The organism is Pseudomonas sp. LBUM1657 (assembly GCF_059716075.1).
On sequence record NZ_CP166799.1, the window covers coordinates 2,532,969 to 2,555,817 of the forward strand.

The 22,849-nt window shown below is 58.7% G+C and carries 25 protein-coding genes and 1 pseudogene; 13 read left to right on the forward strand and 13 right to left on the reverse strand.

The genetic code is table 11. The features are described from left to right. The first annotated feature begins 34 nt into the window (after nt 1-34). Complete coding sequence (locus ACA055_RS11665; protein WP_497683758.1) at nt 35-1,252, forward strand: MFS transporter; 1,218 nt, start codon at nt 35-37, stop codon at nt 1,250-1,252. 45 nt (nt 1,253-1,297) lie between these two features. Here ACA055_RS11665 and ACA055_RS11670 read toward each other — a convergent pair. Both ACA055_RS11670 and ACA055_RS11675 read right to left on the reverse strand, forming a co-directional pair. Continuing rightward, nucleotides 1,298-1,540, reverse strand: a pseudogene (locus ACA055_RS11670) (IS5/IS1182 family transposase); the annotation flags it as partial. A gap of 280 nt (nt 1,541-1,820) precedes the next feature. Then, entirely contained in the window at nt 1,821-2,756 is a 936-nt protein-coding gene (locus ACA055_RS11675) for a DMT family transporter (RefSeq protein WP_497683759.1), read from the reverse strand. 99 nt (nt 2,757-2,855) lie between these two features. On the opposite strand from ACA055_RS11675, the gene ACA055_RS11680 reads away from it, so the two are divergent. Next, nucleotides 2,856-3,725, forward strand: a complete 870-nt coding sequence (locus ACA055_RS11680; protein ID WP_497683760.1) for a LysR substrate-binding domain-containing protein — start codon at nt 2,856-2,858, stop codon at nt 3,723-3,725. 145 nt (nt 3,726-3,870) lie between these two features. Here the strand turns inward: ACA055_RS11680 and ACA055_RS11685 are convergent, their stop codons facing one another. Both ACA055_RS11685 and ACA055_RS11690 read right to left on the reverse strand, forming a co-directional pair. Further along, on the reverse strand, nt 3,871-4,185 hold the full coding sequence (locus tag ACA055_RS11685) for a hypothetical protein (protein ID WP_497683761.1): 315 nt from the start codon (nt 4,183-4,185) through the stop codon (nt 3,871-3,873). A gap of 163 nt (nt 4,186-4,348) precedes the next feature. After that, a complete protein-coding gene (locus tag ACA055_RS11690; RefSeq protein WP_497683762.1) occupies nt 4,349-4,933 on the reverse strand; it encodes a hypothetical protein in 585 nt (194 codons plus the stop codon). Between the two features lie 199 nt (nt 4,934-5,132). Between ACA055_RS11690 and ACA055_RS11695 the strand changes: the two genes are divergently transcribed. Next, nucleotides 5,133-5,828, forward strand: coding sequence for a tRNA (adenine(22)-N(1))-methyltransferase (locus ACA055_RS11695; protein ID WP_497683763.1), 696 nt, complete (start codon nt 5,133-5,135; stop codon nt 5,826-5,828). 123 nt (nt 5,829-5,951) lie between these two features. Here ACA055_RS11695 and ACA055_RS11700 read toward each other — a convergent pair whose 3' ends face one another. From ACA055_RS11700 to ACA055_RS11715, 4 genes are all read right to left on the reverse strand, one after another. Beyond that, nucleotides 5,952-6,623 (reverse strand): class I SAM-dependent methyltransferase, encoded by a 672-nt coding sequence (locus tag ACA055_RS11700; RefSeq protein WP_497683764.1) that lies wholly within the window; start codon nt 6,621-6,623, stop codon nt 5,952-5,954. Nucleotides 6,624-6,683: 60 nt separating this feature from the next. Beyond that, a complete protein-coding gene (locus ACA055_RS11705; RefSeq protein WP_497683765.1) occupies nt 6,684-6,983 on the reverse strand; it encodes a hypothetical protein in 300 nt (99 codons plus the stop codon). 93 nt (nt 6,984-7,076) lie between these two features. Beyond that, a complete protein-coding gene (locus ACA055_RS11710; protein WP_497683766.1) occupies nt 7,077-7,577 on the reverse strand; it encodes a GNAT family N-acetyltransferase in 501 nt (166 codons plus the stop codon). A gap of 103 nt (nt 7,578-7,680) precedes the next feature. After that, complete coding sequence (locus ACA055_RS11715; RefSeq protein WP_497683767.1) at nt 7,681-8,127, reverse strand: GNAT family N-acetyltransferase; 447 nt, start codon at nt 8,125-8,127, stop codon at nt 7,681-7,683. Nucleotides 8,128-8,472: 345 nt separating this feature from the next. Here ACA055_RS11715 and ACA055_RS11720 point away from each other — a divergent pair, with 345 nt between their 5' ends. The 3 genes from ACA055_RS11720 (at nt 8,473) to ACA055_RS11730 (ending at nt 10,938) form a co-directional block, all read left to right on the forward strand. After that, nucleotides 8,473-9,603 carry an alkene reductase gene (locus tag ACA055_RS11720; RefSeq protein ID WP_497683768.1) on the forward strand — a complete coding sequence of 377 codons (1,131 nt, stop codon included), beginning with the start codon at nt 8,473-8,475 and terminating at the stop codon, nt 9,601-9,603. A 127-nt stretch (nt 9,604-9,730) separates the two neighbouring features. Next, nucleotides 9,731-10,669, forward strand: coding sequence for a LysR family transcriptional regulator (locus ACA055_RS11725; RefSeq protein ID WP_497683769.1), 939 nt, complete (start codon nt 9,731-9,733; stop codon nt 10,667-10,669). Nucleotides 10,670-10,710: 41 nt separating this feature from the next. Continuing rightward, on the forward strand, nt 10,711-10,938 hold the full coding sequence (locus ACA055_RS11730) for a hypothetical protein (RefSeq protein WP_497683770.1): 228 nt from the start codon (nt 10,711-10,713) through the stop codon (nt 10,936-10,938). Between the two features lie 39 nt (nt 10,939-10,977). Here ACA055_RS11730 and ACA055_RS11735 read toward each other — a convergent pair whose 3' ends face one another. After that, a complete protein-coding gene (locus ACA055_RS11735) occupies nt 10,978-11,880 on the reverse strand; it encodes a LysR family transcriptional regulator (protein ID WP_497683771.1) in 903 nt (300 codons plus the stop codon). A gap of 106 nt (nt 11,881-11,986) precedes the next feature. On the opposite strand from ACA055_RS11735, the gene ACA055_RS11740 reads away from it, so the two are divergent. Together ACA055_RS11740 and ACA055_RS11745 are read left to right on the forward strand one after the other, a co-directional pair. Further along, on the forward strand, nt 11,987-13,384 hold the full coding sequence (locus ACA055_RS11740) for an MFS transporter (RefSeq protein WP_497683772.1): 1,398 nt from the start codon (nt 11,987-11,989) through the stop codon (nt 13,382-13,384). Then, nucleotides 13,381-14,655, forward strand: a complete 1,275-nt coding sequence (locus ACA055_RS11745; RefSeq protein WP_497683773.1) for a glucarate dehydratase family protein — start codon at nt 13,381-13,383, stop codon at nt 14,653-14,655. Before ACA055_RS11740 ends, ACA055_RS11745 begins: the two co-directional genes overlap by 4 nt. A 108-nt stretch (nt 14,656-14,763) precedes the next feature. Here ACA055_RS11745 and ACA055_RS11750 read toward each other — a convergent pair whose 3' ends face one another. From ACA055_RS11750 to pdxR, 3 genes are all read right to left on the reverse strand, one after another. Next, nucleotides 14,764-15,363, reverse strand: coding sequence for an LOG family protein (locus ACA055_RS11750; protein WP_497683774.1), 600 nt, complete (start codon nt 15,361-15,363; stop codon nt 14,764-14,766). Between the two features lie 38 nt (nt 15,364-15,401). Continuing rightward, nucleotides 15,402-16,034 (reverse strand): FMN-dependent NADH-azoreductase, encoded by a 633-nt coding sequence (locus ACA055_RS11755; RefSeq protein WP_497683775.1) that lies wholly within the window; start codon nt 16,032-16,034, stop codon nt 15,402-15,404. 115 nt (nt 16,035-16,149) lie between these two features. Beyond that, the gene (pdxR, locus tag ACA055_RS11760; protein ID WP_497683776.1) at nt 16,150-17,568 is read right to left on the reverse strand and encodes a MocR-like pyridoxine biosynthesis transcription factor PdxR; all 1,419 of its coding nucleotides are present in this window, start codon (nt 17,566-17,568) and stop codon (nt 16,150-16,152) included. A gap of 92 nt (nt 17,569-17,660) precedes the next feature. Here pdxR and ACA055_RS11765 point away from each other — a divergent pair, with 92 nt between their 5' ends. The 4 genes from ACA055_RS11765 (at nt 17,661) to ACA055_RS11780 (ending at nt 20,655) form a co-directional block, all read left to right on the forward strand. After that, entirely contained in the window at nt 17,661-18,116 is a 456-nt protein-coding gene (locus ACA055_RS11765) for a carboxymuconolactone decarboxylase family protein (protein WP_497683777.1), read from the forward strand. Nucleotides 18,117-18,176: 60 nt separating this feature from the next. After that, nucleotides 18,177-18,497 carry a DMT family transporter gene (locus tag ACA055_RS11770; protein ID WP_497683778.1) on the forward strand — a complete coding sequence of 107 codons (321 nt, stop codon included), beginning with the start codon at nt 18,177-18,179 and terminating at the stop codon, nt 18,495-18,497. A 162-nt stretch (nt 18,498-18,659) separates the two neighbouring features. Next, nucleotides 18,660-19,607: an ABC transporter substrate-binding protein gene (locus tag ACA055_RS11775; RefSeq protein ID WP_497683779.1), complete on the forward strand. Its 948-nt coding sequence runs from the start codon at nt 18,660-18,662 to the stop codon at nt 19,605-19,607. A 148-nt stretch (nt 19,608-19,755) separates the two neighbouring features. Further along, nucleotides 19,756-20,655, forward strand: coding sequence for a polysaccharide deacetylase family protein (locus tag ACA055_RS11780; protein WP_497683780.1), 900 nt, complete (start codon nt 19,756-19,758; stop codon nt 20,653-20,655). Nucleotides 20,656-20,668: 13 nt separating this feature from the next. Here ACA055_RS11780 and ACA055_RS11785 read toward each other — a convergent pair whose 3' ends face one another. Next, nucleotides 20,669-21,571, reverse strand: a complete 903-nt coding sequence (locus ACA055_RS11785) for a LysR family transcriptional regulator (protein WP_497683781.1) — start codon at nt 21,569-21,571, stop codon at nt 20,669-20,671. 127 nt (nt 21,572-21,698) lie between these two features. Between ACA055_RS11785 and ACA055_RS11790 the strand changes: the two genes are divergently transcribed. Beyond that, nucleotides 21,699-22,847 (forward strand): muconate cycloisomerase family protein, encoded by a 1,149-nt coding sequence (locus ACA055_RS11790; RefSeq protein ID WP_497684390.1) that lies wholly within the window; start codon nt 21,699-21,701, stop codon nt 22,845-22,847. The last annotated feature ends 2 nt before the right edge of the window (nt 22,848-22,849 follow it).

Below are 22,849 nucleotides of genomic sequence, written 5' to 3' on the forward strand. Positions count from 1 at the left end.
TTTAAATCTGAAATCCTCGCTCAAGGAGTCTCCCGTGACACCCTCAATCACCTTATCGGCAGCGCCCGACCGCCTGCCCATCGGCGCGTTGCTTGCTCTGGCCATGACCGGCTTCATCTGCATCGTCACCGAAACCCTGCCCGCTGGCCTGTTGCCGCTGATCAGTGAAGGCCTGGCGATTTCCCCCTCCATGGCCGGCCAGATGGTCACCGCTTACGCTCTGGGCTCGATGCTGGCGGTCATCCCCATGACCATCGCCACCCGCGGCTGGCGCCGCCGTAACGTGCTGCTGCTGACCATCGTCGGTTTCTTGCTGTTCAATTCCATCACCGCGCTGTCATCCCATTACGGCGTGACTCTGGTGGCGCGCTTCTTCGCCGGTGTCGCGGCGGGGTTGGCCTGGAGCCTGCTGGCCGGCTACGCACGCCGCATGGTTGCGCCCCATCAACAGGGCAAGGCGCTGGCGCTGGCGATGGTCGGCACACCGATTGCTCTGTCCCTGGGCGTGCCCCTCGGCACCTGGCTGGGCGGCCTCGTGGGTTGGCGCACCACCTTCAGCATCATGTCGGCCCTGACCCTGGTGCTGATCGCCTGGGTACTGGTGAAAGTCCCTGACTACCCACCCCAAGCCGCGCACCAGCGCATGTCGCTGCGCACCGTGCTGACCACGCCGGGCGTACAACCTGTGCTAGCGGTGGTGATCAGTTGGATGCTGGCACACAACATTCTCTACACCTACATCGCACCGTTTGTGGCGCCGGCGGGGTTGGGGGATCAAGTGGATTTGGTGTTGTTGGTGTTTGGTATTGCGGCGTTGGTGGGGATTTGGGTGACTGCCAAATTGGTTGAGCCATTGTTGCGCAAGACTGTGTTGGTGAGCTTGGCAGCGTTTGCGGCCGTTTGCGTGATGTTAGGTTTTTTGGGTAGCGTGCCTGAGATGATCTACATCGGCGTGGCGGTTTGGGGGTTGAGCTTCGGTGGGGCGGCGACGTTGCTGCAAACGGCACTGGCGGATGCGGCGGGGGATGGGGCGGATGTGGCGTTGTCGTTGAATGTGGTGGCCTGGAATAGCGCGATTGCTGGGAGTGGGGTGGTGGGTGGGGTGTTGCTGGATAGGTGGGGCGTCGCCGCATTTCCATGGGCAATGGTGGTGTTGGTGGGTGTGGGGTTTGCAATTGTCTGGAACGCTCGGGTTCACGGCTTCAAATCGGGCCCGCGTGGGGCTGGCAGGCCTGCGGTTACGGGGCACTAAACCACATGAAAAAGCGGCTATCTGAGGGGGCGGCCTTAAATCGATAGCAAACAACATTTCGACCTTTTTACGCTCGTGGCGAGAGCGCACGTATTGCGCCGTCGCTGCGATGCGCCGAGCCACACCCCGAGCGGCTTCATGGACGCTGCGGGCGATCTTGCGAAACGCAGTGTTCGGGCAGCACTTGGCTTTCATCGGACACGTCGCGCAGTCGGTCTGTCTGGATCGGAAGATGATGGTGTTGACTTTGGTGACGTGCGAACGCTCGTTCTTGAAGGCTCGCCATTCTTTGGGTTGTAACTTTCAAAGATGTAAGCCTGGACGTGGTTGCCAAGTCTTTGGAGTTTCTGGAGGCTTCCTACCAAGGAGAATCCCCAGATCAAGCTCTGGATGAATGCATTCGAAAATCAGGGTTCTATTCGCCATCAGGGAACTGAATCTACATTTTTCAACAGAATCGGCCGATGGCTGCCTATCGCGAAGGGCTGCAATCGACTGTGGATTCAACCGGTCGATGCAACAAATTGGCTAAAACGTTCATTAATCGTCGGCGCACGCCACCCGTGTTTTATAAAGAGCAACTTTCGCGCCGGCTGGCTTTGCTGGAACGAAGCCCGTCCACTGGGCTCCTCCCCAGCAATAGCAATCCCAGCAGGGTCAATCCGACACCCACTATTGCACTGACGGTCAACGGGTCGCCGAACTGCAGCCATGCCCAAATCATGGTCACCGGTGGTGTCAGAAAAAGTGCACCACTGATGCGTTGAATGCTGAAACGTTGCAGGCACAGCCAGTAAAATCCATAGCCACCCAAGGTCGCGAAGACCACTAGCCACAAAACGCCCCCTGCAAAGCCTGCGCTGGTCGGCGGCCGTATTTCCCCTTCGAGGCAGGCCAGCACCGTAAACACCGGGATCACTGCACATACCTGAATGAACAGCGCAGTCGGGGCAGGCATCGATGTACCGGGCGAAGCTTTCTGGTACAGCGTGGCCGCCGCCAGGGAGAGGACTGCCAGCAGTGGCAAGCTGTAAACCCAGAGGTCAGCGGCATCCCATTCGACGCTAGTACCGCTGGCCACCAGCATGCCGGTCAGACACAGCGCCAAGCCCACCCACTGCCAGCCGTGCGTGCGCTGCCCAGGCACGCAACCTGCCAACATCACAATCGTCAGTGGCAATAGGTTGGCGATGAGTGAGGCAGTGCCCGGCGCCACACCCAGTTGAATGGATCCAGCGATCGGTCCGATGTAACCGCCAATCGCGAACAACCCCAGCAGTCCTTGATGTGCAACATCACTGCCGCGTAATTCACGCAAACCCGCCCAAGCGAAGGGCAGCAACACCGCCGCCGCCAGGATGAAGCGCCATAAAGAGGCCAGATAGACGCTTCCCTGATCGGCCACGTAGCGATAACCGATGAAACCAGAGCTCCAGCTGACGACCATGGCCAACAGCAACACGCCGCTAGTCAAAAGTGATAAGCGAGTTTGAATAACGTTCATCGAATGGCACCTGACAGGGGGCTGAGTTCGATGGTATGAGTAATACTCTGATGCAATCAAACGATACGATCAGAACCACTGATGCAGGATTTATAAACCATGACCGAAGCGCTTGATATTGAATTGCTGCGAACTTTTCATGCGATTGTGCGCTTTGGGCAATTCCTGGCTGCTGCAAGCTTTTTGAACAAGAGCCCATCGGCGGTCAGTCTGCATGTGCGTCGCCTGGAAGCAGTGGCAGGGGGGCGCTTGTTGGAGCGCGATAATCAGACAGTGAGCCTGACTCCTCTGGGCCGGCGCTTTACGCTGCAAAGCGCCGAACTATTACGGCTCCACGACCAACTGCTTGCCAGCTTTACCGCGCCGGTGGCCAGTGGGCGAGTCAGACTGGGCATTTCCGAGGAGTACGCCGGCGCGGTACTGGGTTGTACGCTGCCGCACTTGACGGCGGATTTTCCTTACATAGAACTGGAGGTAGAAACCGGTGCCAGTGGCCGCTTGAACACCCGCCTTCAGCGTGGGCAATTGGATATGGCGCTGTTAGTGGCGCCGGTTGATGGTGCTACGTCGCAGATGCGCTGCATAAAGACCTTCGGCATCACGCAACCGGTCTGGGTTGCCGCCCACGACTACATACAGGACCTCACCAAACCGGTCCCCCTTGCATTGCACGGCAAGGGTTGCCCGTATCGAAGCGTGGCTGTTGACGCGCTGACCCAGCAAGGTCGGCGCTGGCGGGCGGTGATCATGAGCGCCGGGGTCACTGCATTGGAAACCGCCATTGAGGCCGGATTGGCCATTGGCATCGTCGACCGTGCCCAAGCGCGTCAAGGCATGCGCGTGCTGACTGTTGCTGACGGGTTTCCTGAGCTACCCGTGCATGAATTACGACTGATGTTGGCCCCGGGGGAGTTGAGTGAGGCAGGGGAGGTGTTGGTGGGATTGATCAGTCATGGCTTTGAGTGTTAACGCGTCGGAATCAGTAGCGAGCGACCGATTTTGGCCGATTTCAGCCTGTCGCGAGAGGCAGAAAACGACCCATAGCGGCCAGTCGGCAGCTAGCAGGTGAAATCCGCTGAGACGACGCTAGAGAGCATCCGTCATCAAGCTATTTTCAATATGCCTCACCTTCATCTCCTTCAATACTGCCTGCGAGTGCTTTCGCAATTTCCTTGGCCTTAATGATTGCCGCATCGCTGTAGACGAAGGAAATCATCCCCCTGCGATAATCAAAGAGATATTGTTGCTGTGTTAGTGGAGACGTCCAAATTGCTGAGTTTTTCCCGCTGGAAACAATGGTTTCACCGGTGACGGGATTTCTGCGAGCAAACTCGTTTTCTAGCTTCATCGATGGATCACTTGCGCAAAGTGATTGCCATTCTTCAAGAGCTATTTCCATTGGTCTGACAATATGAAGTTCGTAGGCCATAGGTGTGCCGGCTCCTGACTTTTGGCTGTATGTGAAGAGTTTGTGAGACACCTAAATGTCAGTGACGGCTGAGGCTAGCGACTGACGGCAGAGGTGTCCAGTGACTCCTTCTGGCCGATTGTGCCCGTTGCAGATGTCTGCAATAGGGCTGCTGAATTACCTTTTAGAAAGCCGCCGCATCGGTGATAGCTGCCTCATATGCATGCTTCTCAAATGTGAAGGGGCCAACACCGTCTATGATTTGAGGCTCTTCATAGCCGTTCTCGTAAGCAAAGGAATCCCAAGTGAAACAGTCATCGTTTTGGCGAACATATACTGAGTAGGCGCCACACCCGATGTCGCCGCACTCGGGGCAGATGTAAAGGAGTATACGACCACTTTCTGTTTCAGCGTGTTCGCGTAAAAGTAGGCGAGAGTTAGATAGGCTGTTTGGCTCCGGGAAGCCCTTGACGAAACAGCCCATGAAATCTGAATGACCACCATCAGCTAAGACGAGAGCATTGAGCAACGAACGTCCGTTAATCAGAAAATCGATGGAGAATCGTTCGGCCACGGTGCAGCCATTTGAGGAGCTTCCCGGACGAAACAACTGTTGAAATGTGAGGGAACTGGTGTCCATTCCTGCGAACCATTTTATGCACTGAATGTGCGTGGGATTACATACAACATTGAAGGGGGCAAGGCAAATTTCATCGGGTGATTGACCGCTTATGGCCGATTTCAGCCTGTCACGAAGGGCTGCAACCATTCCCCGGTCCATACACTCCTCAAAAGTCACCAACAAGCGGCCCATAACCATGGTTCGCGTTGGGGCGATAGGCGAGCAGTCGGTACAGGGCGAACGATGGCCCCGGTCGCATAAATTTGAAATGCACGGCGTTGCTCGACAGAATCGCGCCCTGATCTGGCCAAAGCTGCCGGAGGTTCGTGGTGAAAAGGGGCTGCAGTTGAACGAACAGACATTGTCCATGCGCCTGGAGCGCGTGGCTGCGCATGTGCCAGCAGGTGCGTGCCTGGCCGATATCGGCTCGGATCACGGTTACCTGCCTGTGGCGTTGATGCGCCGTGGTGCCATCGCGGCGGCGGTGGCCGGCGAGGTGGCATTGACGCCGTTTCGCTCGGCCGAACGCACCGTGCGCGAGAATGGCCTGGACTTGCGGATCACCGTGCGACTGGCCAATGGGCTTGCGGCGATCGAGCCGGGAGACGGGATCACGGCGATCAGCATCTGCGGCATGGGCGGCGAAACGATCCGCGACATCCTCGACAGCGGCAAGACGCGTCTGAGCGGCCAGGAGCGCTTGATCCTGCAGCCCAACGGCGGCGAGCAGCCACTGCGCCAATGGCTGATGGAAAATGGCTACCGCATCGTCTGCGAGGAATTGCTGCGGGAAAACCGCTTCGACTACGAAATCATCGTCGCCGAGCGCGCCGGGCCTGTGGTGTACACCGCCGAAGAACTGTACTTCGGCCCGCTGCAGATGCAGGCCCGCAGCCCGGCGTTCCTGTTCAAGTGGCAACGCAGGCTGCGCCAGAAGCAGCGGACCCTGACCCACTTTGCCCGGGCGCGGCAAGCCGTGCCCGAGGAGAAGGTGCAAGACATCGCGCGGCATGCGCGGTGGATCACCGAGCTGCTAGGTTGAGCCCCGGTCCAGGGTTTGTACGAAAAGTCGCCGAGCGGCGCCCGGCAAGGTGAAGACAGGCGAGAAATGGCAGCCAGAAACCGGTCAGTAACGGACAAAGCGTCTTATCCGGATGTTGCCTGATTATTTGCGCTGCTCAGCCACCAACAGCAACGACTGCGGCACAGGACTTTGCGGGTGCTGCGGCTCCTGCAAGCCGGCCAGCCAAAAACCGGCCATGTCCAGGGCATTGAGCCAACTGGACAAAGTGCGAAAGTACCAGGGCATGGGTTGCCACTGCCCCTCGAACCCAGCGAAGGTCTCTTCCCGCCAACCGTCCTGATAGTCGCCCGCCGCCGCGGTCCACGGATGCAGCGTCTGGATCACCAGCACGCCGCCGGGGGCGAGCAGGGCGTACATGGCGGCGAGCAGCGGGATGATGTCCTGGTGCAGCAGGGCGAAGTTGGCGCAGATCAGGTCGTAGTCGCTGCCGATGTCCACCTTCGCTTCCACCAACTCTTCATAGCTCGCCAAATGTACCCGCGAAGAACCTGCCGCCCGCGCCGCCTCGACCAGCGTCGCATCGCCATCCACACCGACCGCCTCAATGGCCCGTTCAGCCAGCGCACGCAACAACCAACCCTCGCCGCAGCCAAGGTCGAGCACGCGCTCGGGCTGGCGACCTAGTACCGCCAGCAGGATTGCCTGGTTGGTGACCTTGAGGCGACTTTCGATGGTGCCGGTATGGATGGCTTCGATCCACGATTGGGCGTTGTGGTGCCAGCTTTGGAGGAGGGTGGATTCGGGGGTTGGCATTTCGATGTCCGGCGTTGATGGTTGACCGCGAACCCAACGGCTCGCTTCACTGCCAAGCTATTAATTTCTGCACTCCGCCAACACCACTTGGCAGGTATCCGGCGTGCCACCGGATCGGCCGGCATAGCGTATGCAGTTATTCATGGATTTTTTGCGAGCCATGTTCAAAGTAGAGCCCCAAGCCAGGCCGCCCTCGCCGGCAGTGGGTAGCGCTTTTGCGTAGCAACTTGAGCCTATGTTTGAGGCCGAATAGCGAGCCGTGGCAGCGTTGCCTGCACATCCCGCTGTCAGCGCCAGGTTGATGGCGAGCAGGGAAGGCAGGAACCATGGCGAGCATTGGCGCGCAGATTTTCCGGTCATCCCGTTTCCCCTGTATCAAAAGGCTAGAGGCGTGCTTGAGGTCGTGCTGTACTCAGATTAGACGGTGTTGCACCTGTCCAATCGGTCACTCATCTAAATCGACAGGCCGAACCGAAACTCCTGCTCTGCCCCTTCTTGCCGAGATACATGTTCGACCGAGAAGCCACACCGTTCGAGTACTTTTGCCGAACCGATATTTGCAGCGTATACGTTGGCAACCAGTTGTTTAAGGTTCCACTGCAACTGCGCCTCCTGGATCAGATGCCTCACCGCCAGCGTTGCCAGTCCCCGTCCGCAAGCACTTTGAGCAATCCGATAGCCGACTTCTGCCGACCGCTCGGACATGTCGATGCCTTTCAGGTTTGCTCGACCCACTATTTTTCCGCCAGGCTCCTCGATGACAAATGGGTGCCAGGTTCCGGCGGCAAAATCAGACAAATAAGCCGTAATGTGGTTGGTGACGCCCTGCACCGAGTAAAAAGCAGAATCGCGCGCGTCAATGTGGCGCTCGAACCAGTCTCGATTGTCCAGTTCAAAGGTCAGCAACGCCTCAGCATCAGTGCTTTGCAGGGTACGAATTTTGACGGGCTTCATAGGATCGCTCCCCTTACTGGTAGAACTACTTGGATAATTGTGCAGTGGAGCAACTCCCCACTTTTAGCCGAAATCAGCCATTGGTAGGGTGACAATGTCCGCATCAAGCATTTTCAAGAAGCTTCATGTGAGTGGCATTGTCATCCTCTAAAGGTTGGAAGCCGCACCGAACATAAAATACCGCTCCACCCGAGGTGTCGGTGGATAGACGTACGATTCGGAATCGCTGAGCGGCGTATTCGAGAAGATGACTCACGATGCTTCTTCCTACGTGTTGACCTCTTGATGAGCGCGCGACATACACCCTGCGCAGCCTGCCGATGTCCTTCTGCGCATACGGGTCATATGAAAGGCCTCCAATAGCTACTAAACGGCCATCCAGATACGCCGCCATAAGGCATTCGCCAGGGGCATCGAAGCGATTGGTCCCGGTTTCCCATTCGGCAATCAAGCGAGTGAGAAATCTGAATCCCTCCGCGATTGCCTCTTTCTCCAGTATTCGGATCTGCGCAGGAAGCGCCGTGATCTGCTGGATTACCACTTCATTCACCTGAAGCCCTCGACTTGTAACGGCTCTTTACCTTACCGGAACGATGTTCGGCAGTGCCAGGTCAACGCATACGCCTTCTGTTCAGCCCCACATCACACGTTTGAACGCGCAAGTCGAGAAATATACTTCCACGCGTTGCTAAAAAAGCAATAGTCATTTGCAATTCGCACGGATTGTGGCTCTAAGAACATCAAGTTAGCCTCTGTACACCTTAGGAATTCATCAGATCTGTATGAGATTCCTCCATGAGTCAGCAGGTTGAACGAGCGTAGATTCAAGGCGCCCCGCATCACCTGCATGCCTCGCAGCTAATCAACATGCCACCCATAAATCCTGGAAACTCCAATGTCGAAACTCTTCGAAGAATTCCACTTGGGCGACACCACGCTCAAAAATCGTGTAGTCATGGCGCCGCTTACTCGCTCTCGCGCACCTAATGATGCGGCCGACGAGCGTGTTGCCTTGTACTACACGCAACGCGCGACCGCTGGCTTGATCGTCAGCGAGGGCACTCCTATATCCCGTGAAGGGCAGGGCTACCTCTTCAATCCTGGCATCTTCACCGCCGAGCAAATCGCCGGGTGGCGCCTCACGACTCAATCGGTCCAATCCGTTGGCGGCAAGATGTTCGCGCAAATCTGGCACGTGGGTCGTGTCTCGCATCCTTCCATCCAGGAAGGTGGAAAACTGCCTGTGAGCGCCACAACAAAGCAGCCCGTTGGCGCGACAGCGTTCGGATACGACGCTGATGGATCTCCGGCGCTGGTGGCGCCGCCTGCGCCCCGTCAGCTGACGACAGACGAGGTCTCGCGAATCGTTGGTGAGTTCGCACAAGCGGCTGAAAATGCAGTCGAGGCGGGTTTTGATGGTGTAGAGATTCACGGTGCCAATGGTTATCTGCATGAGCAATTTTTGAATCCATTGGTAAATGATCGTACAGACCAGTATTCGGCAGGTGAGTTGGCCAACCGTCTTCGGTTCACCCTGGAAGTCATTGACGCGGTGGTTGCCCGAATTGGCGCAGGCCGTGTGGGCATACGCATTTCGCCCTACGGGCAGCTCTTTGACATGCCCTTGTATGACGAGATCGATGAAACCTATACCGCGCTTGCTGCCGAGATAGGCGCTCGCCAATTGGCGTACGTTCATGTCATGGATCAGTCCGGTTTCCCTGCCCCTGGGACTGAAGGTGGCGGTGGCGGCCCGAAAGCGGCGTTTATCAATCTTCTGTCGATCATGAAATCGAAACTGGCTGACACGGCGGTCATACTGGCTGGCGGCATGACACGCGCGCGTGCAGAAGAGCTGATCAATGACGGCGTTATCGATCTCGCCGCATTTGGCACGCCCTACATCAGCAACCCTGATCTGGTGGAGCGTCTGAAAAATGAATGGCCGCTGACCGAGGCGAAGCGCGAAACCTTTTACGGTGGCGGGGCGCAAGGCTATATCGATTACGCCCCGCATCAAGATTGAGATGGCTAGCTCGGTAACAACCGTCCGATCTGTAACGTGCAGATTTCGGTCGTGCTCGATGACGGAAAATGCTCCACTGGTCACCGCATCCTGATGATTTCAGCGGACCCGCTGGCGGAGATTTCCCATGCATCTCAAAGCGCACCGATACTTTGCAATGGTTGCCGTCACCGGCAGCTTCTCTGCGACGGCGCGTCACTTCCGTGTTCCAGCCTCCTCGGTATCGCGTTTCATCGCGGCCCTGGAACGGGAGGTTGGTCAGCAACTGCTGTATCGAAATACGCGCGCGGTAAAGCTGACCGATGCGGGTGAGCGGTATTACGTACAGATTCGAGAAGTGTTGGAATTGCTGGACGCGGCCGATGAGGAGGTCAGTGGCAAGTGTGGAGAGATTCGCGGCCTAGTACGGATCAACGCGCCCGTCGCGTTCGGTAGTCTACACATCGTGAAGCTGTTGAACGGTCTGTATGACAAGTACCCGGAATTGACTGTGGAGCTTACCGTCACTGATGCCTTTATTGATCCTGTTCAGGAAGGTGCAGACATCATATTCCGGGTCGGACATTTAGAGGATTCCGGCTTGATTGGCCGGAAAATCTGCGACCAGATGTACGTGCTCTGCGCTAGCGCAGAGTATCTGGAAAAGTATGGCCACCCCAGCTCGCCGCAGGACCTTCAGAACCATGCTTGTTTGGTTTACAAAGGAACGGGAGGGGCGCAGCGCTGGTATTTTCGGCAGCCCGGAAGCGACAACGCGCAGATCATCGAGGTCCATGGCCCGTTGCGAAGCAATAATGGGCAGGTCCTGGTGGAAGCAGCGCTCGCAGGCAGGGGCATCGTGTTTTTTCCTTCGTGGCTGTTTAGCAGAGACAGCTTCCTCAAGAAGCAGCTCATTCGGCTTTTGCCCGAGTGGGAAGGTTCGGTGGAGCAGTCACCCAGCCAGATACATCTGCTATCCCCTGAGAATCGGTTGAGGTCCCAGAAGGTACGCGTGGTGTGGAACTACTTCCTTGATGCGATTGGCACGCCGCCCTACTGGAATGACTTGGGGGATGCTCCACAATAGCTGCTACTGCTGACCACTTTTCCCATTACGAGGATTCCGCCATGCGCAACTACACAGTTGAATACCTGTTCAACGGCGAGCCCCGCACCCACATGTTCGAACTCAAGCAGCCTCGGCTGCCCGTCCATGAGGCGGCGATGCATCTGCTACAACTGCATTTTGGGGATGGAGAGAACAGCCTGATCATGCCCACGGCGGACGCGACGCCGGGGGAGATTTTAGAGCAGGCTGAGCGGGTAGGGCTGACGCAGATTAAGGTCGTCGATTAACCCGGTTGATGGTTGGTGCCCACATCCTCCCTACACAATTCACAACCCCCAACCCTCCCGCACAGCCGTCCGAATCCCCTCCAGCAACATCGCAAACGCCGGATTGTCATTGTTCTCGCGCCAGATCAAATGCAGTTCGCTTTGTACGCCTTCGCCCAGATCGATATCGCGAAACACCACATTCTTGAACACCACGCTGGTGGCGCAACGAGGGACCAGGGCCAGTCCCATGCCGGCGTTGACCAACGCCAGGATTGTCAGTGAAGAGCCGAGCCATTGCACGTATTCCGGGGCGACGCGGGCAGAGCGAAGCATGCCGGTGAGCAGTTCGTTGAACGGCGGATAGGCGGCGTGGGAGTACATCAGGAACGGTTGCGCGTCGAGGTCGTTGACCGTCACGGTCTCGGCATTGGCCAACCGGTGATTGCTGGGCACGGCCAGGACAAACGGCTCGCGCACCAGGCACTCGGTGGCGTAGCCCGGTTCCAGTAGGGGCGCGCGGACAATGCCCAGATCGATGCGGCGCGCACGAAGGGCTTCGTGCTGCTGGTAGGTGTTCATTTCCGACAGATCGATTTTCACATGGGGCTGTTTGAGTCGAGCTTCGGTGATGACTTTGGGCAGGAATTCGTATACCGCGCTGCCGACGAAGCTGATGTTGACCGAACCGATGTCACCCTCGGCGAAGCGTCGGGCGGTGACGGCGGCTTGCTGGGCGCGCTCCAGCAGGTTCTGCGCTTCGATGAAAAAGGCACGGCCGGCCGCAGTCAGGGCGACGCTGCGGGTGGTGCGGGTGAACAGCTCGACGCCGAGGTGGTGTTCCAGTAGCTGAATCTGTCGACTGAGGGGCGGTTGCGTCATGTTCAGTCGTTCGGCGGCACGGCGGAAGTTGAGTTCGGTCGCGACCGTGGTGAAGCAACGCAGTTGCGTGAGTTCGAACATTGATCTAATCCAGGTATCAATCGAATGCCAAGTTAGATTAGACGGGAACAATTGCCGCGTCCATCATCGGCCCGTCCCTAAAAAAACAATGATCGGGAGTTGCCCCTTGAATACCCTCCAGAGTCCGCCGGACCCAAATGTGCTTGCCCGCGCAGCGGCCAAGGTGAAGCGCCATGTGCTGCCGCTGTTCGTGGTGATGTTCATCGTCAACTACATCGACCGGGTCAACATCGGCTTTGTGCGCAGCCATTTGGAAACCGATCTGGGCATCGGCGCGGCCGCCTACGGTCTGGGCGCCGGGCTGTTTTTCATTGGTTACGCCATCTTCGAAGTGCCTTCCAACCTGCTGCTGCAACGCTACGGTGCGCGTGCCTGGCTGACGCGCATCATGTTTACCTGGGGCGCTGCCGCCATGGCCATGGCGTTTGTGCGCGGCGAAACCAGTTTCTATGTGCTGCGCTTCATTCTTGGCGCCGCAGAAGCGGGTTTTTTCCCCGGCATCATTTACTACTTCACCCAATGGCTGCCGTCGACCGAGCGGGGCAAGGCCATGGCGATTTTTCTCAGCGGTTCGGCCATCGCTTCGGTGATTTCCGGCCCGGTGTCCGGTGCGCTGCTGAACGTCAGCGGGCTCAGCCTGCACGGCTGGCAGTGGATGTTCTTGATTGAAGGCTTTGCCTCCATCGTCCTTTGCGGGTTTGTCTGGTTCTGGCTGCAATCGCATCCGCGTGAAGCGAAGTGGCTGAGCGCCGAAGAAAAGGACGCACTGATCGGTGCCATCGCGCTGGAACAACAGGCCCGCGAAGCCACGCAGACAGTCAAGCCGTCGATGTTCAAGTTGCTGGCCGACAGGCAAATCGCACTGTTCTGCTTCATCTACTTTTCCATCGCCCTGACCATCTATGGCGCCACGTTCTGGCTGCCGAGCATGATCAAGAAAATGGGCAACCTCGGCGATTTCCAGGTCGGCCTGTTCAACTCGATTCCGTGGATCATTTCCATCATCGCCATGTATGGCTTTGCCGCCATGGCCAGCAAATGGAAACACCAGCAAGCCTGGGTGGCATTGACCCTGGTGATCGCCGCGTTCGGCATGTTCATGTCCACCACCGGCGGGCCGATCTTCGCCTTCGTCGCCATCTGTTTTGCGGCCATCGGTTTCAAGGCGGCCTCGGCGCTGTTCTGGCCGATTCCGCAAGGTTATCTGGATGCACGCATCGCCGCGGCGGTGATCGCCTTGATCAACTCCATCGGCAACCTCGGTGGCTTCGTCGCGCCAACCGCGTTCGGTTTCCTGGAGCAGACCACCGGCTCGATCGAAGGCGGTTTGTATGGTCTGGCAGCCACTTCGATGGTGGCGGCGGTGGTGATCTTTTTCGCCCGCACGGCACCCCGTGGCGACGCGCTCCGCGCACTGGCCGGCCAACCTGCCGAAGACGCGGCGGCCACTAAATCCATCAGTCATCCAGTATTGAGTTCAGATCCAAAGGGAGCAGCCTCTTGAAAATCAAGCGAGTCACCGTCACCCCCATCGCCTTTCGCGATCCGCCGCTGCTCAATGCCAGTGGTATCCACGAACCTTTCGCGCTGCGCTCGATCATCGAGATCGAGAGCGACAATGGTTACATTGGTCTGGGCGAAAGCTATGGCGACGCGCCGGCGCTGGCGATTCAACAACAACTGCAGCACCAGCTGATTGGCCTTGATCCGTTCAACCTCAATCAATTGCGCGCCATCGTGCAGGCCACTGTGGCGGCGAACAAACCCGCCAGCATTGCCGGCGCGGAACTGGCGCCGGGCTCTCATGCCAGCAAAGCGGTGAGTAACGCGTACTCGGCGTTCGAAGTGGCCTTTCTGGATTTGCAGGCGCACTCGTTGAACGTGCCGTTGGTGGACTTGCTGGGCGGGGCGATCCGCGACGAGATTCCGTTCAGCGCCTATCTGTTTTTCAAGTACGCCCAGCATGTTGATTCGCCGTACAAGCCCGACAGTTGGGGCGAAGCGCTGAATGAAGAACAGATCGTGGCTCAGGCCCGGCGCATGATTGAGGCGTACGGTTTCAAGAGCATCAAGCTCAAGGCCGGTGCGCTGGAACCGGAGCATGAGGTGTCGTGCATCAAGGCGCTGAAAAAGGCCTTTCCCGGCGTCCCGCTGCGGATCGACCCGAACGCCAACTGGTCGCTGGAAACCTCGATCCGCATGGCCGAGCTGTTGGGTGACGATCTGCAATATTACGAAGACCCGACGCCGGGCCTGGAGGGCATGTCCGAGCTGCACAAACGCACCGGCCTGCCACTGGCGACCAACATGGTGGTCACTGACTTCGATGAGTTTCGCCGCAGCATCGCGTTGAACAGCGTGCAGATCGTCCTCGCCGACCACCACTATTGGGGCGGCCTGCGTGACACCCAGGCGTTGGCGAAAATGTGCGACACCTTTGGCCTTGGCGTGTCAATGCATTCCAACTCGCACTTGGGCATCAGCCTGATGGCCATGGCGCATGTCGCCGCCGCGGTGCCAAACCTCGACTATGCCTGCGACACCCATTACCCCTGGCAGGAGCCGGATGAAGAAGTGATCAAGGGCGGCAAAATACCCATTGTCGATGGCTGCGTGAAAATCACCCGCGCACCCGGCTTGGGCCTGGAGCTGGATCACGACCAATTGGGCAAGCTGCACGACCAGTACCTGACCTGCGGCATTCGCCAGCGCGACGACGTCAAACAAATGCAGCGCTACAAGCCGGAGTGGAAAACGGTCAAGCCGCGTTTTTGATGTCGTCCGGTGCCTGGCCGACAAGGCAAGGCACCGGTTTCAAGCACGAATAAAAAAGGCCTTGGTGAAAAGTTTTGGGAGCAGCATCACCAAGGCCGGAAATCGTGATCAGGCACCCGCAGGGCCAATCCATTTCGTGACGGTCGGGGCTTGCCACTGTTCAAGCGCATCGATCAGGGCTGCCGGATCGGTGTTGAAGATCAGCATCTGGTTGTGTTCGGTTTTCATGAAGCCTTCTTTCACCGCATGGTCGAGAAGGCTGCGCACCGGGTTGAAAAAGCCGCCGATGTTCAGGCAGGCAACGCCTTTGTGGTGTTCACCCAGTTGCGTCAATGTCGCCACTTCGAACAACTCTTCAAATGTCCCCAACCCGCCAGGCAAGGCAATGAATGCATCGGCGCAATCACTCATGCGCGTCTTGCGGCTGCGCATGTCATGCGTCACTTCATGCCGGGTCAAGCCAGGGTGGAGGTGCCCGAGGTCGGACAGCAGACGGGTAATGATGCCGATGACTTCACCGCCCTCGGCCAGCACCGTATCGGCCATGACGCCCATCAACCCTTTGTCGGTACCGCCATAAACCAGGCGCAGGCCGCGTTTTGCAATTTCCCGACCTAACGCTTTTGCGCCTTCGACATACTCGGGGTTGTAGCCGAAGTTGGAACCGGAGAACACAGCAATGCTGCGCAGAGTCGTGGGTGTGGGCATCGATTTTTACCGGTTGATTGCACGGAGGATTGAGTGATTTAAACGGCCACTGGCAGGCGGTTCGAAAAATAAGCCGCCATTTCCCGTGCGGTATTTTCTCGCGTGGCGTTCAAGGCACTGGGCTGTTGAGCGGTCCCTTCAACAGAGAAGAACTTCACGTTCAGCAAGCCAATCGTCGCCAGCGCCACTTTCAGGTAAGGCGTCAGGAAGTCAGGTTGCTGGGCATTGTCGGTAGAGAACGTTCCACCCGAGGAGACGGCGACGAAGACGGGACGGTCGCGCAGTAAGGCGACCTTGCCTTCACGGGTAATCCGGAATGTTCTGTCTGCTTGAATCACATGGTCGAGCCAGGCCTTCAATGCTGAAGGAATGGTCAGGTTATGCATCGGCGTTGCGATCACCAGGTAATCGGCACTTTCCAATTCTCGAATCAACTGCTCGGATTGAAGCAAGGCGCCATGGGCCACGCCTGTGTTTGAGGGGTCTCGCCGTGTGCTCACGGCCTCGGCGTACTCCGCGTCGACATGCGCGAGTGCGCCGACGCCGCGCTCGGTAATCTTGAAATCACAACCGCGATGGCTGTCGATCAGGTTATTGATGAGGGTTTGCGAGAGCCGATAGCTCTCGGAGGATGCCCCTCGTGGACTGCAAATCACGCGCAGTATTTTCATGTCGGATCCTGTGGTGTGCGTGGGGAACAGGGTCCATCATGGGATCTCTTGGATCAGTGGAAAAGGTCCAAGAATCGGGTGTTGTAATAGGCCATGATCATTGGCACCCATCCCTTCACAACAGCGCCAGGATGCGTTTTCCAAGGTGTTCGGCAGTGTCCTGCGAGTCGATATTGGCAAAGCCGAGCAGCAGCGCGGCGTCCATCTCGGCACAGATTCCCCAATCGGTCAGGGCTTCGGCGTAGATACCCACTTGCTGCAAGCGTTCGACCAGCAAACGGTCGGACTGCTGCTCGGTAAATCGAAGGATCAGGTGCATGCCGCCAGGCTGGGCATCAAGGCGGATGTGGTCGCCCAGGACTTTCTTGAGCCCTCGGGCGGTCGCTTCCCGGCGTTCGCCGTACAGTTTGCGCATGCGCTGGATATGCCGAGCAAAATGGCCCTCGGTCAGAAAGGTCGCGACGATCGCTTGCGTGAGTTCCGGGCAGCCGCCGAGGAAGGTCTGGCTGACGTGTTCGAAACGTTCGACCTGCGCCTCGGGCACCACCAGATAGCCGAGGCGGATGCCAGGAAACAACACCTTGCTGAAGGTGCCGGCATAAAGCACCCGGCCATCGCGATCCAGGCTCTTGAGCGCGGGCAGCGGGCGGCTGATATAGCGGTACTCGCCGTCGTAGTCGTCTTCGATAATCCAGGCTTGCTGCCGGCTCGCCCATTCCAGCAGTTCCAGGCGTCGTGGCAGCGACAGTGACATGCTCAACGGGCTCTGATGGGCCGGCGTGACGACTGCCGCACGTGCATCCGGCGCGCTGTTCACACCTTGCGCAACCCGCATGCCGTCCTGGTCAACCGGAACGGGGGCGACCTGAATCTGAAGATATTCCAGCAACTGGCGGGTAGGGGGGTAGCCGGGGTCTTCGACGAGTACCTGGTCTCCGGGTTTCAGCAGTGCGTGAGCGATCAAGGCCAGGGTGTTTCGATAGCCCGATGTCACGAACACTTGGGCGGGCTGGCAGGTAATGCCCCGCGCAACTTGCAGGTAGGTGGCGATTGCGGTGCGCAACGACTCCAGGCCAAAGACCGACGGATTGGCCATGTCCGCGATCCGCGTGGCGCGCACGCACCGTGCGCCGATTTGCGCCCAGATTTTTCGCGGAAAGGCATCCAGCGCTGGGAGGGCCATTTGAAAGGGCAGGACCGGCGCCTTGTTCCTGACTGAGTTGTTTTTGGCCGGATTGAATATTGGCTCGGAGGGGGCAGCGGCTGTCCTGACGCTGATGCCCGGCGCCACGACGGTGCCGGCCTGGCCACGTGACTGGATGTACCCTTCGGCGGTCAGGAGTGAGTACGCGGTATCGATGGTCCCACGCGCCAGACCGAGTTCCTTGGCCAGTGCCCGCGCCGCGGGAATCCGGTCTCCCGGCGTGAGCAGACCGTCGGTGATCGCCCCGCGAAACCGCCAGTAGATTTGCCGGTAGATCGGTTCTTTGGAGGTGGGGTCGAGGGGTGAAAAACGGTTGACGGGCTGGGTCATGGCCTAGAACTCAAGATAGATCATGGACCTTTTAACATAGGCCAAGCCGCAGCACGATGGAGTCCTTCAAACAGCCCACATGAGGAACCATCATGAATAACCGTCTCAACTACGCTAGCGCCTCGCCGGAAGGCTACAAGGCTTTCGGTGGCGTGTATGTCTACCTTCAGAAGTGCGGCTTCGCACCAGAACTGATCGATCTCGTGTACCTGCGGGTGTCGCAGATCAATGGCTGCGCCTATTGCATCGACATGCATTCTCGCGACCTTTTCAAACTCGGTGTTGCGGTGGACAAGGTGGTATTGGTCCCCGTATGGCGCGATGCAGGCGACGTGTTCAGTCACCGTGAACGCATTGCACTGGCCTGGGCGGAAACCGTCACCCGTGTGGCCGAAACCGGTGTTCCCGATGCCGACTATGCGGCGGCTGCGGCTGAGTTCAGCGATAAAGAACTGGCTGACCTGACCTATGCAATCGGCTTGATGAACGCCTTCAACCGATTCGGCATTACGTTCCGCTCGACACCCGCGGCCTCTGAAAAAGCCTGATCCCCACAACCTTCGCCAGGCGGCAGCGCCTGGCGAGTCGACATAACGGACCTTTTACTTATGGCATGGGCACTGCTTGGCCTCGCTGGCCTTCTCGAAATCGCATTCGCCTTCTTCATGAAGGGCTCTGAAGGTTTCACCCGATTAACCCCAGGACTCCTGGCGGCCGCCACCGGCTTGTCGAGTGTCTTTCTGCTTTCACTCTCCCTTCGTACGCTTCCAGTGGGAACGGCCTACGCGGTCTGGACCGGAATCGGCGCGGCGGGCACCGCGATTCTGGGCATGGCGCTGCTGGGCGACGCCACGACACCGCTGAGAATCTTCTGCCTGGTGGTCATTCTGGCCGGCGTTATCGGGCTCAAACTGGTCTCGGGAAACTGACCAGGCTCACCTCAGCGCTGTTCCGGGGAACACAGTCTGTTGAGTCACTGTTGCTGGGCAAACACTGTTCGTGACCGGTCATGAGCTTATGCGTAAATCGAATTTCAGAAGCTGCTTGTAAGAGCGTTATGGTCTATCGCATTCACTCTCAAGGAGCCCCCGATGAACCTGTCCCGATTCGTACGCGGTCTGTTGACCAGCGCCCTGTTTGCCGCGCCAGTTGCCTACGCCGCCGAGCCTGTCGTCCTGCATGTGGGCGATCAGAACTACTACAACGTTCGCGCTTCGGTCGAGGCATCGGGTGTGCTGGAAGGGGCGCCGTATACCGTCGACTGGAAGCACTTCCAGGCCGCCGCGCCGCTGGCCGAAGCGCTGAACACCGGCGCATTGGACTTGGGGTTTCTCGGCGATTCAGGTTTCCTGTTTCTCGCCGCCAAACAAGCGCCGGTGAAGCTGATCGGCGTCTCGCGGCAGAACCCGGACACCATCGCCTTGCTGGTGCCCAAGGATTCGCCGGTCAAGACGATCGCCGATCTCAAGGGCAAGAAAGTCGCCTATTGGCCCGGCGCCTGGAGCCAGCAACTGACCCTGCGCGCCTTGGAAAAAGCTGATCTGCCGGAAGACTACGTCGACTTCATCAAACTGATGCCAATCGATGCCGCAGCCGCGTTGCCTCAAGGAAGCATCGACGCGTTCCCGGTCTGGGAACCCTACATTTCGCAGCAGATTCTGTTCTCTGGCGCGCGACCGATCCTGACCGCCAAGAACCTGATGCCCGGCCTGAGCGCCATCGCCGCGTCGACGCCCTCGATCGACAGCAAGCGCGAAGCCATTGCCGACTTCCTGGTGCGCCTGAAAAAAGCCCGGGTCTGGGTCGACAACCACACGGACGAGTACGCCGACCTGTGGGCGAAGAAGGCCAACCTCGATCAGAACGTCTCGCGCCATTGGTTGCGCCAGGCGCACATGACCGTCGGCCCGGTGGATGCGCAGGCCGCCAAGGATTTGCAGAGCACCGCGGACTTCCTGTTCAAGGTCAAGGCACTGCCGGCCGCACTGGCCACGGCGCCGATTATCGACAACTCCTTCCAGCAGGCGTTTGCCCAATAACCAACATGCCGGTCAGCGCCGGAACCAAACACTGTCTACCCTTATCCAACCTGGGCTCGCAGCGACGTGCGGGCCAACCAAGGATGAAAGGGCGAGGGGTTTTTGCCATTTGAAGTGTTGACCGTAACGGTCTGGCCCAAGGCAAAACATGAAACAGTTGGTCAAGGTTCTATCGGCGTTCGCCATCGCAGTCGGTCTGCTCGGTTGCATCGCTGCTCCCATCGAAATGACGCCGCAGACCGAACAGCGTCTGCGCGCGCAAGCACCGATCCGTTTTCTGCTGACCTTCGATGACGGTCCCAGTGCATCGAGCTTCTGGAATCCTACCGTCACCGTGCTCGACAGCCTTGCGCTTAACCCGCTGCAACCGGCTATCAAAGCGGTGTTCTTCGTGCAGACCCGTGCCTCACGGGCCGGTGGCAGTGAGTTGGGGCGCCAGATCATGCACCGGGAGCACGCCGAAGGTCACATTCTGGGCTTGCACACCGCCACCTCCGGGCACAGCAATCATCGCTCCCTGGACGATGAAGAGCTGGAGCAATCCCTCAGCAACGGCAGCGCCGATATCGCCGCGATCACCGGCGCGCCACCGACGTTGCTGCGTCCACCGTTCTGGAACTACGACAAACGCACTTTCGCGGCCTATCAGCAGCATGGCCTGCAGGTGCTGCTGACCGACCTGAGTGCCAATGACGGTAAGGTCTGGGGTTTCAACGCCAGCCCGCGGCGGCGAGCTCATATGCTGCGCTCACTGTCCGAAGTGCGCGAACGCATCGCCCTTGGAGAACTGCCGGTGGTGGATGGCGTGATTCCGGTGGTGGTAACGTTCCATGACCTGAATCGCTACACCGCCCGGCATACTCGCGAATACCTGCAAATCCTCCTCGATAGCGCCCATTCAACCGGGTTGAAACTGGCAGAGAAGCCTTTTTACGACGATACGGCAGCGCTGCAACGGGCGGCCACGGCGCGCACCGTCAGGGACAGTTCAGCCCCGGTTGAATTGCCGGGCATCTGGAACTGGCTTTGGGATGGGGATGCGCGTTGAAATGCACGCCGGGTTACGGCGGGCATACTGGTGAGTCCCGCGGTTGCAGCTCATCAATCATCCGCAAACAATGATTCAACCCCGGCGACACGTCGCCAACCCGCCTGCTGAGGATGATCGGCGACGTCGCGTTGTCTTCCAGCAGCGGGGTAAAGCCGATGTCGTCGCGGTGCAGCAACTGCACCGAGGCCGGCACCAGCGTGACCCCGATGCCTGCCCCCACCAGACCGATGGCTGTTTGCAACTCGTTGGTCCATTGCGCCACATGGATGCTCACGCCATAGGATTCGAATAGGCCAATCACATGGTCGGCGTAGCTGGGGCGCGGGTTGCCGGGGTACAGCACAAAGGGTTCTTTCGCCAGTTCGCGCAGGCTGATCGGCCCGGCCAGCAACGGGTGGCCGGCGGGGAGGGCGGCGACCAGGCGGTCTTCGGTCAAGACAGTCTGGGTGATGGCCGGGTCGTCGATGCGGATTCGGCCGAAACCGATATCGATACGCCCGGCCTTGAGCGCTTGCACCTGTTGCAACGTCGTCATTTCCGAGAGCCCCAGTTCAAGCTCCAAGGGCTCACCGCTGCGCAAGCGGCGAATCAGTTCAGGTAGCACGCCATAGAGGGTCGAGGGTGCAAAGCCGATACCCAACCAGGTCTTTTCGCCCAAACCGATCCGTCGTGTGTTGTCGCAGACCTTGCCCAGTTGCTCCAGCAGCGCAGTGGAATGTTCATGGAAAAACCGCCCGGCGTCGGTCAGCTTCAGCGGCCGCCCACGCTCCAGCAACAGCACCCCGAGCTCGTCCTCCAGTTGCTGAATCTGCCGGCTCAAGGGCGGCTGGGCGATGTGCAGCAGTTCGGCGGCGCGGGTGAAGTTGAGGGTTTGAGCCAACACCTGAAAGTAACGCAGGTGACGCAGTTCCATAGGGCCTCCTGAAGTCAGTCGGTTGCATACCTTAAAGGTATCGAGTCAGACCAATTCTATATTGGCCGCCCGGAAAAAGCCGTACGAGAATCGGTTGCAGAACTTCAAGAACCTGACGGGTATCGACATGCTTGCAACAGCCATTGAATCGATCGAGACGATCATCGTCGATCTGCCGACCATCCGCCCGCACAAGTTGGCGATGCACACCATGCAGAACCAGACCCTGGTGATCATCCGCGTGCGCTGCGCCGATGGCATTGAAGGCGTCGGCGAATCCACCACCATCGGTGGCCTGGCGTATGGCAACGAAAGCCCCGACAGCATCAAAACCAACATCGACCGACACTTCGCGCCGTTGCTGCTCGGCCAGGACAGCGGCAATGTGAATGCCGCGATGTTGCGCCTGGAACGCAGCATCCGTGGCAACACCTTTGCCAAATCAGGTATCGAAACCGCCTTGCTCGACGCCCAGGGCAAGCGCCTCGGCCTGCCGGTCAGCGAGTTGCTCGGTGGTCGCGTTCGCGATGCGCTGCCGGTGGCGTGGACCCTGGCCAGCGGTGACACCGCCAAGGACATCGCCGAAGCGGAAGAAATGCTCGACCTGCGCCGCCACCGGATTTTCAAACTGAAAATCGGTGCCGGCGAAGTCAATCGCGACCTAGCCCATGTCATTGCGATCAAGAAAGCCCTGGGCGACCGCGCCAGTGTGCGGGTCGATGTCAATCAGGCCTGGGACGAAGCGGTTGCGTTGCGCGCCTGCCGGATTTTGGGCACCAACGGCATCGACCTGATCGAACAACCGATTTCGCGCAATAACCGCGCCGGCATGGCGCGCCTGAACGCCATGAGCCCGGCGCCGATCATGGCCGACGAATCCATCGAATGCGTAGAAGATGCGTTCAATCTGGCTCGCGAAGGCGCCGCTTCGGTGTTCGCCCTGAAGATCGCCAAGAACGGCGGCCCACGCGCCGTGCTGCGAACGGCCGCCATCGCGGAAGCGGCCGGTATTGGCCTTTACGGTGGCACCATGCTCGAAGGCGGAATTGGCACCCTGGCGTCGGCCCACGCCTTTATTACCCTGAATAAACTGGCTTGGGACACCGAGTTGTTTGGTCCGCTGTTGCTGACCGAAGACATTCTCAGCGAGCCGCTGGTCTATCGCGATTTTGAGTTGCACGTCCCGAAAACACCGGGCCTGGGCCTGAGCCTGGATGAAGAGCGCCTGGCGTTTTTCCGTCGCGACAAGACCTCCACTGTCCTTCATCACGTTTGAGG

Bases quoted from the DNA above. Each gene is read 5' to 3' on its own strand.
- ACA055_RS11675 (WP_497683759.1), bottom strand. From the start codon at position 2,756: ATGAACGTTATTCAAACTCGCTTATCACTTTTGACTAGCGGCGTGTTG.
- ACA055_RS11680 (WP_497683760.1), top strand. From the start codon at position 2,856: ATGACCGAAGCGCTTGATATTGAATTGCTGCGAACTTTTCATGCGATT.
- ACA055_RS11685 (WP_497683761.1), bottom strand. From the start codon at position 4,185: ATGGCCTACGAACTTCATATTGTCAGACCAATGGAAATAGCTCTTGAA.
- ACA055_RS11690 (WP_497683762.1), bottom strand. From the start codon at position 4,933: ATGGTTGCAGCCCTTCGTGACAGGCTGAAATCGGCCATAAGCGGTCAA.
- ACA055_RS11700 (WP_497683764.1), bottom strand. From the start codon at position 6,623: ATGCCAACCCCCGAATCCACCCTCCTCCAAAGCTGGCACCACAACGCC.
- ACA055_RS11705 (WP_497683765.1), bottom strand. From the start codon at position 6,983: ATGACCGGAAAATCTGCGCGCCAATGCTCGCCATGGTTCCTGCCTTCC.
- ACA055_RS11710 (WP_497683766.1), bottom strand. From the start codon at position 7,577: ATGAAGCCCGTCAAAATTCGTACCCTGCAAAGCACTGATGCTGAGGCG.
- ACA055_RS11720 (WP_497683768.1), top strand. From the start codon at position 8,473: ATGTCGAAACTCTTCGAAGAATTCCACTTGGGCGACACCACGCTCAAA.
- ACA055_RS11725 (WP_497683769.1), top strand. From the start codon at position 9,731: ATGCATCTCAAAGCGCACCGATACTTTGCAATGGTTGCCGTCACCGGC.
- ACA055_RS11730 (WP_497683770.1), top strand. From the start codon at position 10,711: ATGCGCAACTACACAGTTGAATACCTGTTCAACGGCGAGCCCCGCACC.
- ACA055_RS11735 (WP_497683771.1), bottom strand. From the start codon at position 11,880: ATGTTCGAACTCACGCAACTGCGTTGCTTCACCACGGTCGCGACCGAA.
- ACA055_RS11750 (WP_497683774.1), bottom strand. From the start codon at position 15,363: ATGCCCACACCCACGACTCTGCGCAGCATTGCTGTGTTCTCCGGTTCC.
- ACA055_RS11755 (WP_497683775.1), bottom strand. From the start codon at position 16,034: ATGAAAATACTGCGCGTGATTTGCAGTCCACGAGGGGCATCCTCCGAG.
- pdxR (WP_497683776.1), bottom strand. From the start codon at position 17,568: ATGACCCAGCCCGTCAACCGTTTTTCACCCCTCGACCCCACCTCCAAA.
- ACA055_RS11765 (WP_497683777.1), top strand. From the start codon at position 17,661: ATGAATAACCGTCTCAACTACGCTAGCGCCTCGCCGGAAGGCTACAAG.
- ACA055_RS11770 (WP_497683778.1), top strand. From the start codon at position 18,177: ATGGCATGGGCACTGCTTGGCCTCGCTGGCCTTCTCGAAATCGCATTC.
- ACA055_RS11775 (WP_497683779.1), top strand. From the start codon at position 18,660: ATGAACCTGTCCCGATTCGTACGCGGTCTGTTGACCAGCGCCCTGTTT.
- ACA055_RS11780 (WP_497683780.1), top strand. From the start codon at position 19,756: ATGAAACAGTTGGTCAAGGTTCTATCGGCGTTCGCCATCGCAGTCGGT.
- ACA055_RS11785 (WP_497683781.1), bottom strand. From the start codon at position 21,571: ATGGAACTGCGTCACCTGCGTTACTTTCAGGTGTTGGCTCAAACCCTC.
- ACA055_RS11790 (WP_497684390.1), top strand. From the start codon at position 21,699: ATGCTTGCAACAGCCATTGAATCGATCGAGACGATCATCGTCGATCTG.